This window comes from Nonomuraea sp. NPDC003201 (assembly GCF_053590415.1).
In genome coordinates, this window is sequence record NZ_JBSFTC010000047.1 from 40,689 (window position 1) to 52,760 (window position 12,072).

The 12,072-nt window shown below is 72.3% G+C and carries 11 protein-coding genes; 9 read left to right on the forward strand and 2 right to left on the reverse strand.

Going from position 1 to position 12,072, the window contains the following annotated elements:
* Positions 1 to 93: 93 nt before the first annotated feature.
* Positions 94 to 720, forward strand: coding sequence for a TetR family transcriptional regulator (locus ACWDX9_RS19510; protein ID WP_449955655.1), 627 nt, complete (start codon positions 94 to 96; stop codon positions 718 to 720).
* A gap of 317 nt (positions 721 to 1,037) precedes the next feature.
* Entirely contained in the window at positions 1,038 to 2,327 is a 1,290-nt protein-coding gene (locus ACWDX9_RS19515; RefSeq protein WP_449955658.1) for a glycoside hydrolase family 30 beta sandwich domain-containing protein, read from the forward strand.
* Positions 2,328 to 2,369: 42 nt separating this feature from the next.
* Here the strand turns inward: ACWDX9_RS19515 and ACWDX9_RS19520 are convergent, their stop codons facing one another.
* A complete protein-coding gene (locus tag ACWDX9_RS19520) occupies positions 2,370 to 4,136 on the reverse strand; it encodes a helix-turn-helix domain-containing protein (protein ID WP_449955661.1) in 1,767 nt (588 codons plus the stop codon).
* A gap of 117 nt (positions 4,137 to 4,253) precedes the next feature.
* On the opposite strand from ACWDX9_RS19520, the gene ACWDX9_RS19525 reads away from it, so the two are divergent.
* The 7 genes from ACWDX9_RS19525 to ACWDX9_RS19555 are packed head-to-tail and all read left to right on the forward strand — an operon-like array spanning position 4,254 to position 11,113.
* Entirely contained in the window at positions 4,254 to 5,717 is a 1,464-nt protein-coding gene (locus tag ACWDX9_RS19525) for an aldehyde dehydrogenase (RefSeq protein WP_449955664.1), read from the forward strand.
* Between the two features lie 31 nt (positions 5,718 to 5,748).
* Positions 5,749 to 7,146, forward strand: a complete 1,398-nt coding sequence (locus ACWDX9_RS19530; protein ID WP_449955667.1) for an MFS transporter — start codon at positions 5,749 to 5,751, stop codon at positions 7,144 to 7,146.
* Positions 7,143 to 8,336: an FAD binding domain-containing protein gene (locus ACWDX9_RS19535; protein WP_449955670.1), complete on the forward strand. Its 1,194-nt coding sequence runs from the start codon at positions 7,143 to 7,145 to the stop codon at positions 8,334 to 8,336. Before ACWDX9_RS19530 ends, ACWDX9_RS19535 begins: the two co-directional genes overlap by 4 nt.
* A gap of 24 nt (positions 8,337 to 8,360) precedes the next feature.
* Positions 8,361 to 8,807 (forward strand): hypothetical protein, encoded by a 447-nt coding sequence (locus ACWDX9_RS19540; RefSeq protein ID WP_449955673.1) that lies wholly within the window; start codon positions 8,361 to 8,363, stop codon positions 8,805 to 8,807.
* A complete protein-coding gene (locus ACWDX9_RS19545; protein ID WP_449955676.1) occupies positions 8,804 to 9,775 on the forward strand; it encodes an amidohydrolase family protein in 972 nt (323 codons plus the stop codon). The genes ACWDX9_RS19540 and ACWDX9_RS19545 overlap by 4 nt, the downstream gene beginning before the upstream one ends.
* Positions 9,772 to 10,842: an NADH:flavin oxidoreductase/NADH oxidase gene (locus tag ACWDX9_RS19550; RefSeq protein WP_449955678.1), complete on the forward strand. Its 1,071-nt coding sequence runs from the start codon at positions 9,772 to 9,774 to the stop codon at positions 10,840 to 10,842. Before ACWDX9_RS19545 ends, ACWDX9_RS19550 begins: the two co-directional genes overlap by 4 nt.
* Positions 10,832 to 11,113: a hypothetical protein gene (locus ACWDX9_RS19555; RefSeq protein WP_449955681.1), complete on the forward strand. Its 282-nt coding sequence runs from the start codon at positions 10,832 to 10,834 to the stop codon at positions 11,111 to 11,113. Before ACWDX9_RS19550 ends, ACWDX9_RS19555 begins: the two co-directional genes overlap by 11 nt.
* Positions 11,114 to 11,228: 115 nt before the next feature.
* Here ACWDX9_RS19555 and ACWDX9_RS19560 read toward each other — a convergent pair.
* Positions 11,229 to 12,072: hypothetical protein (locus tag ACWDX9_RS19560; RefSeq protein ID WP_449955684.1), on the reverse strand; the 844-nt coding region annotated here is incomplete at its 5' end.

Below are 12,072 nucleotides of genomic sequence, written 5' to 3' on the forward strand. Positions count from 1 at the left end.
AATCAAACCAAACCGTTTGGTATGAACGTTTCTCACACTACTCGCCGGATCGGCGAGGTCAAACCGAACGGTTCGGTTGACTACGCTTGGGGCATGGCCAGCACCGATTCCACCCACGACCGGATCATCGCCGCCGCCCGCGCGGAGTTCGCCCAGCACGGGATCGCCGGCGCCCGCGTCGACCGGATCGCCAAGGCCGCCAGCACCAGCAAGGAACGCGTCTACGCCTACTTCCGCAGCAAGGAAGGGCTCTACGAGCACGTCGCCTCCGCCGAACTCGTCGCCGCCGCCGACGCCGCCCACCTGGACCCCGCCGACCTGCCCTCCTATGCCGGCCAGCTGTTCGACTACTTCACCGCCAACCCCGACCGGCACCGGTTCATCCTCTGGGGCCGCCTGGAACGGGCCGCCGCACCCAGTGAGGTTCCCGCCGCCTACACCGGCGCCGTCCTGCGCACGCTCCCCGCCAAGATCGAGAAAATCCGGGCCGCCCAGGCCGACGGCGATCTCGATCCCGCCTGGGATCCCATCGACATCCTGGCGCTGGTCGTCCAGATCGCCATGACCTGGATCGACCAGACCGAACTCGGCGCCGTCGCCCCCCGTGCCGCCGCCGACCCCAGCCCGGCCGCCCGCCGCGCCGCCGTCATCCGCGCCGTCGCCACGCTCTTCCCGCCCGCCACCCCGCGCGAACGGACAGAGATCCCGACGGCCGGCTGACGTGCCTGCCGGCGGCTGTTGTTGTCGGAATGCCTGCGTGAAAGTTTCACAGAAGTCACCAGTCGGAAACTGCGTAATTTGCGGCGAATAAGGAGTTAATTTGCCGCCTCCAGGAAGGACCGTGCCGCCGCGCCGGTTGACGGGTCGCAGTAAGGGCTTTACGTTCCTGCAGAGATGTTAGCGCGAACAATCAGCGCAGGCCGTACGCGGGAAATCAGCGACTCTGGACACTCTTGCTGCCGATGCTAGGCCGAGGCGCATTCCGAAAGTGGGAGCGCTCCCAAAGGACTCGGCGCCAACAGCCACGAGGAGGAGACATGACGCAAGGTCGGAACGAGCCCGCCGGCGGCGAGCGGCGATCGCTGAGCCGGAGAACCGTCCTGGTGACGATGGGGGCCCTGCCGGTCCTCACGGCCGCGACACCGGCCGCGACGGCTGCCGCCGCTGCGGTCATCGACGCGTCGGCGCAGCGTCAGACGATACGGGGCTTCGGCGGCATGACCCACACGGCCTGGATCGGCGACCTGACGGCTGCCCAGCGGGACACGGCGTTCGGCACCGGCGAGGGCCGGCTGGGGTTCTCCGTGCTGAGGATCCCCGTCCCCGAGAACCAGGCGGACTGGGGCCGTGATCTGGCGACGGCCAGGCGCGCGAGCGAGCTCGGGGCGGCCGTCATCGCGTCGCCGTGGAATCCGCCCGCCCGCATGGTCGAGACCTTCGTCCGCGGCAGTCAGACCAACGCCAGACGCCTCAGATACGACATGTACGGCGCCTATGCCCAGCACCTGAACGACTTCACCACCTACCTGCGGAACAACGGGGTGAACCTGTACGGCATATCGGTGCAGAACGAGCCCGATTACGCGCATGACTGGACGTGGTGGACTCCCGCCGAAATGGTGCGGTTCCTGCGGGAGAACGCCGGCTCGATCGGCACCAGGGTCATCGCGCCCGAATCCTTCCAGTACCTGAAGAACATGTCGGACCCGATCCTCAACGACTCCACGGCGCTCGCCAACGTGGACATCATCGGGGCTCACCTCTACGGCACATCGTTCGCGAACTTCCCCTATCCCCTCTTCAAGCAGAAGGGCGCGGGCAAGGAACTCTGGATGACCGAGGTCTACTACCCCAACAGCTCCGATTCGGCGGACCTGTGGCCGCAGGCGCTCGACGTGGGGGAGCACCTCCACCGCGCCATGGTGGAGGCGGAGTTCCAGGCGTACATCTGGTGGTACATCCGGCGCGGCTACGGCCCCATGCGTGAGGACGGCCAGATCAGCAAGCGCGGCGCCAACATGGCACACTTCGCCAGGTTCGTCCGCCCCGGATACGTGCGGATCGAGGCGACGGCGAGCCCGGCGTCGAACCTCTACGTGTCGGCGTACCGGGGTGGCAGCTCCACGATCGTCGTGGTCGCCATCAACAAGGGGACCTCCGCGGTGAGCCAGCAGTTCACCCTGAGGAACAGCACCGCGTCCAGGGTCTCGTCCTGGCTGACGGACGCGGGCAGGAACGTCGCACCCCAGGGCACCACCAGCGTGTCGAACGGTTCCTTCACCGTCACGCTTCCCGCTCGAAGCGTGATGACCTTCGTGACCGCGTGACCCGGACTCCCGGCGGGACCGACGCCAAGCCGGGAGACAGGCTCACACCCGGTCATGCGCGGCGTCGGTTCCTTCCGCCACGTCGAGCACGATGAGGGCGGCACGGGCGTCGACCACTGCCTGGGACGAGCGGAGGTCGAGGCCGGTGAGGGCTTCGATGCGGCGAAGGCGCTGGCTCACGGTGTTCGGGTGCAGGGTGAGGGCGCGGGCCGTCAGGTGGCGGTCCACGCCCGAGTCGAGGTAGGTGCGGAGGGTCCGCAGCAGCGCGGCTCCGTGGTCATGGTCGTACGTGAGCAGGGCGCCGAGCGTACGGTCGGCGTACGCCCGCAGCCGCACGGGATCGCCGAGTTGCAGGAGAAGCCCCGCGACGCCGAGATCGTCGAGGGTGATCGTGCCGCCGCTCCGCCCGGCATGGCCGGCGACGGTGAGTGCGCCGCGTGCCGTGCGGTAGGCGTTCAGGGGGTCGCGCTGGGCCGGGTCGGACACGGCGACGGTGGCGTCGTCGACCCCGCGGGCAGAACGCACGCTCCGCCGGAGCGCGTCGGCGGCGGGTCTGCCCGCGGCGGGGCCGGTTGCGACGACGGGCCACAGGGCGACGATGACGTCGCGGTAAACCGCGACGAGCGGTCGGGGACGCACACCGGACGCGAGCGCGACGGCCTCGGTCAGCGCGCGCTGGACGGCGCCCGCCGGAGCCGGGCCCCCGCCCGTGGTCACCTGGGCGACCAGGGTGAGATGGTCTCGGACGAGATCGTGGCCGAGCAGGCCGGCGCGATCACGTACGGAGGGCGACATGGGGTCGGCGCCGGCGAGGAGGTCGGCGAGGAGGTCGCCGCGCAGGTTCTGCTCGACCTCGAGGGCGGTGCGCCGGCGCAGGAGTTCGAGGGACAGCACGATGGAGGCGTGCTCGAGGGCCCGGCGGTCCAGAGGTGCGAGCGCGCCGGCCCGGCCGGGAACCCAGACCCGGGCGGCCACCTCCCCTTCGAGGACGACGTCGGCGACGACGTGCGGGCCCTGCTCGCGGACGAGCCCGGCGTCCGGAGCGCGCCGGCCGGCTCCGGCCTTGAGGAGGTCCTCCGGAGTGGGCGGACCTCCGGCCTGGGCGAGGACCTCGCCGCGTACGCCCTGGACCAGCACGGGAGCGCCGAGAAGATCGTGCAGGGCGCCGGCGATGCCCTCGACCCCGCCCGCGCGTACGGCGACGCGCAGCAGGCGTTCGTGGATCTTCTCCGAGCGCATCACGAGGTCGCGCTGGTCGCGCAGATCGTCCAGCACCCGTGCCGAGGTGATGGCGAGGGCCGCGTGCTCGGCGAGCAACTGCAGCCGGTCGATCTCCTCGGGGCCGAACTCGTGCACGGCCGAGCGATAGCTGTTCAACGTGCCGATCACGCCGGAGGCGGTGACCAGGGGGACCGACAGCATGGACCGGTAGCCCTGCTCGCGGGCGACGCCGCCCCAGATGAAGTCGGGCTCGAGGGAGATGTCGGCGACCGCGCACGGCCGGCCCGACCGGTACGCCCGGCTGGACGGGGCGCCGCCGGACGCGTCGGCCTCCAGCCGGACCGGCCGGTCGGAGTTGACCCGGGCGACGTACTCCTCGGTGAGCCCGCTCCAGCCGGCGATCACGAGGTTCCGTTCCGCGGGGTCCGGCACGAGCACGCCGCAGAAGTCGAGCCCGAGCAGCTCCCGGGCGGTCGCGGCGACGAGGTCGAGGACGTCCCGCAGCCCCCTGCCGGCATTGACGGCCGCCGTCAGGGCGCTGACCGCCGCGAGCCAGCTGCGCAGCTCCGTCGCATCTCCGCCGTCCATGTCGTGAATGTACAGCACCACATCAGATACCGGAAACAGTGTCATTTCGAATATGGTCCTGGCGACACTTCGCCGTAACACTGAGTTCATCGAAGTCGCATCACCGGAGGTCATGGCATGTCGAACTCCCCCGAGGAACCCAGGGACCGGCCGATCATCGATCCGGCCACCGGCGCTGTGATCCGTACGGTGCCGGACAGCACTCCCGGCGAGGTCGACGCGGCGATCCGCCGGGCGCGGGCGGCGTTCCTGGACGGGCCGTGGCCGGCGCTGACCCGGACCCAGCGGGGCCGGCTGCTGCTCCGCGCGGCCGACGTGATCGAGGAAGCCGCGGAGTCGCTGTACCGGCTGGAGACCCGCAACAACGGCCGGCCGGTCACCGAGACGCGCGCCCAGCTCTCCCGGGTTCCCGAGTGGTTCCGCTACAACGCCGGCCTGCTCGCCGCACAGCGCGACGCGGTGCTGCCGTCCGACGGCCCCTATCTCACCTACCAGCGCAGGGCGCCGCTGGGCGTCTGCGGCATCATCACGCCCTTCAACCACCCGCTGCTCATCCTGGCGCGCAGCCTCTCCGCCGCCCTGGCCACGGGCAACACGGTCGTGGTGAAGCCGTCCGAACTGACCCCTCTGTCCACGCTCGAACTGGTCGGCCTCCTGCACAAGGCGGGCCTGCCGGAGGACGTGGTCACCGTCGTGACCGGCGGTCGCGAGGTCGGCGAGCGGCTCACCGGACACCCGGACATCGCCAAGATCACGTTGACCGGCGGCACCGAGGCCGGGCGCGCCGCCGCCGTGGCGACCGCGGCGCGGTTCGCGCGCGTCACCGCCGAGCTCGGCGGCAAGACGCCGATCGTGGTCTTCGACGACGTCGATCCCGAGGTGGCCGCGGAGGGCGCGGCGTTCGCGGCCTTCGTCGCGGCAGGCCAGTCCTGCGTGGCCGGATCCCGGTTCCTCGTGCAGCGGAGCGTCTACGACCGCTTCGTCTCGGCGCTGGCCCGCCGTGCCGAGGCGATCCGGATCGGCGCCCCGTCCGACGCCCGCACCCAGCTCGGCCCGATGGTGAGCGCCGCGCAACGGGACAAGGTCCTGCGGATGATCGCCGTGGGCGTGGAGGAGGGCGCGCGGCTCGTCGCGGGCGGCGGCGTCCCCGATCTGCCCGAGCCGCTGAGCGGCGGCTTCTTCGTCCGCCCCACCGTCCTGGCCGGCGCCTCGAACGACATGCGGGTGGCGCAGGAGGAGATCTTCGGCCCGGTCGCCGTCGTCGTGCCGTTCGAGGACGAGGCCGACGCCGTCGCGAAGGCCAACGACAACCGGTACGGCCTCGGCGCCGGCGTCTGGACCCGCGACCTCGCCCGCGGACACCGCGTCGCGGACCGGATCGCGGCCGGGATGGTCTGGGTCAACGACCACCACCGCCTGGAGCCCTCGCTGCCCTGGGGCGGGATCAAGGAGTCCGGCACCGGCCGCGACGCGGGCGCCGAGTCCTTCGACGACTTCACCTGGATCAAGACCGTCGTGGCCCGCACCGCGCCCGACGACGTCGACTGGTACGGCACGGACACGCCCGGCCGCCTCAACTGACCTCCGCACCCCCCGGCCAAGGAGAACGTCCATGTCGAAAGAATCGTACGAATCGCCGCCCGGCCACTGGCGCGCCGAGATCACCCGCACGCAGTGGCTGGTCCTGGCAGGCACGACGATGGGCTGGGCCCTCGACGGGTTCGCGGCCAGCCTGTACGGGCTGGTCCTGGGCCCGGCGATGATCGAACTGCTGCCGCACAGCGATATCGCCGCGGACGCCGGAAGCATCGGCCTCTACGGCGGCCTCACCGTCGCGCTGTTCCTGCTGGGATGGGGCACGGGCGGCATCCTGTTCGGGATGCTGGCCGACCACTTCGGACGCGTCAAAGTGCTGTCGGCCGGCATCATCACGTACGCCGTGTTCACCGCGCTGGCCGCGTTCGCCGACACCTGGTGGCAGCTCGGCGTCTTCCGGTTCATCGCCGGCCTCGGGTCCGGCGTGGAAGCTCCGGTCGGCACCGCGCTGGTCGCCGAGGCCTGGCGCAACCGCCACCGGGCCCGGGCATCCGGCGTGATGATGTCCGGCTACGCCATGGGGTTCTTCATCGCCGCGCTGGCCTACGCCGTCCTCGGCGGGCACGGCTGGCGGTTGATGATGGGCATCGCCGTCATCCCCGCGCTGCTGGTGTACTTCATCCGCCGGCACGTCCCCGAGCCGCCGGAGATCAGCGGCAGCATCGCCGCACGCCGGCAACGGAAGGCCCGCGGGCACCGCACAGCGCAGGACCGGTTCGTGCTTCGGCGGCTGCTGACCCGCCCGTTGCTGAGCCACACGCTGATCGGAACAGGGCTGGCCACCGGCTCCCTGGTCGCCTTCTGGAGCGTCTCGACCTGGTACCCGCAGGTGATCCGGCAGGCGGCCGCGGCGGCGGACCTGCCCGCCGCCGTTGCCAACGAGCGCGTCGCGGTCGCGTCGATGCTGTTCAACGCGGGCGGCATCCTCGGCTACGCCACCTGGGGCTTCCTCGCCGACGCGATCGGGCGCCGCAGGGCCTTCGCCACCAGCTTCGCGATCTCCGGCGCGAGCGTGGCGTTCCTGTTCCCCTTCTCCCACACCCACACCACGTTCCTGCTGGTCATCCCGATCGTCGGGTTCGGGCTGTACGGAGCCCTGTCGGGGATCCTCGTCTACGGACCCGAGCTCTTCCCGCCGAGCGTGCGGGCGACCGGCATCGCGCTTTACAACGGGATCGGACGCTACATCACCGCGAGCGGCCCGCTGGTCGCCGGCGTCGTCGCCGCCTCCTGGTTCGGCGGGGACCTCGGGCTCGCCACGACCTGCGTCGTCGCCGTCGGGATGCTGGGCTCGCTCGCCCTGTTCGCCGCACCCGAGACCCGCGGCGCCCCGCTCCCGGACGACCCCGTACCGGCCGCCCCGTCCAGCCATCCCGACCGCGACGCGGTCAGCGCCGGAGAGGAGACCCGGTGACGTCCCGCTACGAAGGTGCCCGCGCCGCCGTCATCGGCGGATCCATCGGCGGGCTGACCACCGCCCTGCTGCTGCGCGACCTCGGGTTCTCGGTCGAGGTGTTCGAGCGCACCCCCAACCCGCTGGACGGGCGGGGCGGCGGGATCGTCCTGCAGCCCGACACCGTACGGTGGTTCACCGAGCGCAGTACACAGAGCCTCGACGCCCTGAGCACCGCGACGGAGTACGTCCAGTACCTCGACCGCGACAACGGGATCGTGCACCGCGATCGGCGCCGCTGGACCCATACCTCCTGGGGCACCTTCTACCGGGGCCTGCTCGCGGACTTCGGCACCGACCACTACCACCTCGGGGAGTTCGCCTGCGGCGTCGCGCAGGAGGCCGAGCACGCCACCGTCCGGTTCGTCAGCGGCCGCCGTGCCGAGGCCGAGCTGGTCGTCTTCGCCGACGGCATCACCTCGACCGGCCGTCCCCTGCTCGATCCCGGCGCCCGGCTCGAATACTCCGGCTACATCGGCTGGCGGGGCACCGTACCGGAGCACGAGCTGAGCGGGACGACCCGCGCCCTGCTCGGTGACGCCATCTCCTACAGCGTGGTGCCGCACTCGCACATCACGCTCTACCCGATCCCCGGCGAGCGCGGCACCGGCCCGCGGGACCGGCTGATGAACTACGTCTGGTACCGCAACGTGCCGGCAGGCCGACAACTCGCGGAGATGCTCATCGACAAGCGCGGCTTCACCGGCACCGTGTCCCTGCACCCGGGCCAGGTCCAGGACCGCTACGTCGAGGACATGCGCGAGGCGGCCTCCCGGTCGCTCGCGCCCGCCGCGGCCGAGGTCATCGCGGCCACCGAACACCCCTTCATCCAGGTGGTCTCCGACATCCGCTCCACGCGGATGGCCGAGGGCAGGGTGGCCCTGGTAGGCGACGCGGCCGCGGCGGCACGCCCACACGCCGCCGCGGGCACCGCCAAGGCGGCCGCGGACGCCTGGGCGCTCGCCGAAGCCCTCGCCGCCGCCGACGGCGACATCCCCGCCGCCCTGCGCAAATGGGAGCCCGGGCAGCTCGAACTCAGCGCCAGGCTGCTGGAGCGCGTGGTGGCGATGGGGGAACGCTCACAGGTCCACAACACCTGGACGCCCGGAGACCCCAGCCTGCGCTTCGGGCTCTACGGCCCCGGCCGCTGACACACAACCAGATGAGGAGATGAGATGTCCGACACCGCTTCCCTGCCCGACCTGCCGCTGGCCGGCGACCTGGTGGCCACCGGCTTCGACGGCTGGTCCGACGACCTGCGCGCCGAGTTCGACGCGCACGCCCACGACGGCGAGGTGGGCTCGAGGCTGCTCAGCGGGACCGACCGGGTCCGGGTCTGGGAGATCAGGCTCGCGCCCGGCGAGCGCTGGCACGCCCACCGGCACGTCCTGGACTACTTCTGGACCGCGGTGAACGCCGGCCGCAGTCGCCAGCACACCAGTGACGGGACCACGCGCGAGGTCTCCTACTCCGCCGGCGAGACACGGCACTTCGTCTTCGGGGCGGGGCAGTACCTGTTGCACGACATCGAGAACATCGGCGACACCGACCTCGTCTTCACCACCGTGGAGCACCTCGACAGCGCGAACGCGCCGCTCCCGCTGCCCGGGGCCGTTCGATGATCGGTCCCCTCGCGGACGGCCCGATCGACGTCCACGCGCACTGGCTGCCGCCCGAGTTGTTCGACCTCCCGCCGGGGGCGCCGTACGGCCCGTTGCACGACCGCGACGGTGAACTCCACCTCGGCGACGTCCCGCTGTCCATCCCGACCCGGGCGATGAGCGACGTGCCCGCGATCCTGGACGACATGGCCGCCGCCGGGATCGGGGTCCGGGTGCTCTCGGCTCCTCCGTTCGCCTTCCCGGTCGCCGGCCCCGCCGCACCGTACGTGGACGCCTTCAACGACGCGCTGGCCCAGGTCGTGGGCGGCTCGGGCGGGGCCCTGGCCGGGCTGGGCCTGGTGTCCCTCGACGACGCGGAAACGGCGACGGCGCAGCTCAAGCGGCTCGCCGCGCTGCCCGGGGTCGCCGGGGTGGCCGTCCCGCCCGTGCTCGCCGGCGCTTCGCTCGACCGCGGCGTACTGCGGCACGTCCTCGGCGTCGCCGCCGCGGAGGGGCTGTCCGTGCTGGTGCACCCCATGCAGCTCCCGCGCCCGGAGTGGCGCGACCACTACCTCGCGAACCTGGTCGGCAACCCGGTCGAGACGGCCACCGCGGTCGCGGCGCTGTTGCTCGGCGGGGTCGTCGAGCAACTGCCGGACCTGCGGATCTGCTTCGTGCACGGCGGCGGATGCGCGCTCGGCCTGCTCGGCCGCTGGGACCACGGGTGGCGGACCCGCGCGGACGTGCGGCGCGACTCGGCCCGGCCGCCGGGCGAGACCGTGCGCTCGTTGTGGTTCGACACCGTCACCCACGATCGCGCGCTGCTCGGCCTGCTCACCGCGAAGGCAGGGAAGCACGCCGTGGTGTGCGGCAGCGACCATCCCTTCGACATGGCGCAGCGCGACCCCGTCGGTTTCGCCGAGGCGGGTGGCCTCGACGTGGCCACGCTCGCCGCCAACGCGCGCGCGTTCCTGGGGGTGCCGGCATGAGCACGCTCTTGAGCCCGCTGACGCTGCGCGAGCTCACCCTGCCGAACCGGGCGTGGCTGTCGCCGATGTGCCAGTACAGCGCCGGCCCCGACGGCGTACCGACGGACTGGCACCTCGTCCATCTCGGCGCCCGGGTGACAGGTGGCTTCGGACTGGTGCTCACCGAGTCCACCGCGGTCTCGCCGGAGGGGCGGATCAGCCCGCGGGACACCGGCTTGTGGTCGGACGAGCAGGTCGCGGGCTGGCGGCGGATCACGACGTTCGCGCATGCGCACAGCACACCGATCGGCGTGCAACTCGGCCACGCCGGACGCAAGGCGTCGACGTTTCCGCCCGGGCTCGGGAGCGGCTCGATCCCGGCGGCGGAAGGCGGCTGGACCGCGCTCGGGCCGTCGCCGCTCGCCTACCGCGGCTATGCCACACCCGCACAGGCGAGTGTCGCCGACCTTGACCGGATCGTGGCGGACTTCGCCGCCGCGACCCGGCGCGCGGCCGCGGCCGGCTTCGACGTCGTCGAGATCCATGCCGGGCACGGGTACCTGTTGCACCAGTTCCTCTCGCCGCGCGCCAACCGGCGGACGGACCGCTACGGTGGCAGCTTCGACAACCGGGTCCGGCTGCTGCTGGAGGTGGTCGATGCCGTGCGCGGGGCATGGCCGGCCGAGCGCCCCCTGCTCGTCCGGGTCTCGGCCACCGACTGGGTGGAGGGCGGCTGGACGCCGGAGGAGACGGTCGATCTGGCCCGGCTCCTGCACGACCGCGGAGTGGACCTGCTCGACGTCAGCACCGGCGGGCTGGACCCGGACCAGCGGATCCCGGTCGGCCCCGGCTACCAGGTCCCGTTCGCCCGGCAGGTGCGGGACAAGGCGATGCTGCCGGTCGGCGCGGTCGGCCTGATCACCGACCCGGACCAGGCCGAGACCGTGCTCGGCGAGGGCTCCGCCGACGTCGTCCTCCTGGGACGGGAGGCACTGCGAGATCCGTCGTGGCCGCTGCGCGCGGCCGCGCGCCTCGAACCGGCCACCCTCCGGGACCGCTATCCGCGGCAGTACCTGCGTGCCGTCTGAAGCGACGGCGGAGCGCCAGCTCTACGCCATGTACCGGCCGTCGGCGGACTCGACGCTGGCGCGTGATCTGGCCAAGGTGACCCCCCGCGTCACGGTCGCCTCCGAGGAGGGCTACCGCAACATGCCCGACCCCGGCCCCGGCCTGTGGGGCTGGCTCGGCGGCGCGCTCGTCCTCGTCGTCGGCGGCACGCCGGCCGCCACCCGCCTGGCAACGGCGCCGGAGATCCCGCCACGATCGCGATACCGTGGCCGTTTCTCGTCGCCGTGGTGATCGGGCTGCCCCTTCTGGCGAGCGCGGCGGCGCTGATCACCCGGACCAGGCTGCCCCTCGCCCGCCGGCTCCTGTGACACCGACCTCCTGTGACACCGACCGGCTGGGCGATCGCTCAGCCTTCGGCCAAAGGTGCGCCTCGGTAGGCGCGCCAGAGGGCGAGGTCGTAGCCGAGGCCCAGGACCGCGCCGAGCAGCAGCGGAGCACCCAGCGCGGCCAGGGTGCCGGTCAGCAGCGTGGTGGCGGCGATGGGAGCGGCCGAGACGGCGATGCTGCGGGCCATGCTGGTCATGCTGGCGGCGGCCGTGCGGTGCGCGGTGGGAACGACCGCGGCCGTGAAGGCCTGCCGCGCCGGAACGTCGATCTTGGAGACCGTCTGGCGGAGCAGCAGCAGGGTGACGGCGGTGGCGAGGTTCTGGGCGAACGGGATGCAGGCCAGCAGCAGGTTGGCCACCGTGTGCGGAAGGAGCATGGTGGCCAGCAGGCCGCGCCGGGCGGCCAGCAGCGGCGCGGTGAGCTGGGCCAGGGCCGGCAGCAGGTTGGCGGCGAAGAACACCAGGCCCAGTTGCGTGGTGGTGGCGCCGTAGCGGTGGGCGAACCACCAGGCCAGCACGGCCTGGACGGCCAGCCCGCCGGACAGGGCGTCCAGGGCGGACAGCCCGGCCAGCAGGCGGACCTGGCCCGGCACCCGCACGCGGTGCCCGCTCCGGTCGGGTCGTGCGGTCTCGGGGGCTTCGGCCTGCGGCGACAGGTGCCAGAACAGTGTCACGGTGCCGGCCGCCAGGGCCGCGTACAGGGCGAAGGCGGCGTCCGGGGCCGATGTCCACGTCTGGAGCCCGAGGGCGGCGGCGGCCAGCCCGCCCAGCGCGCCGGATGCCATGGCGGTGACGTTGTAGCAGGTGAAGATGGCCGTATGGCGGGCCGGGGGGCAGTTCTGGGCGAGGATCGCCTGCTCCACC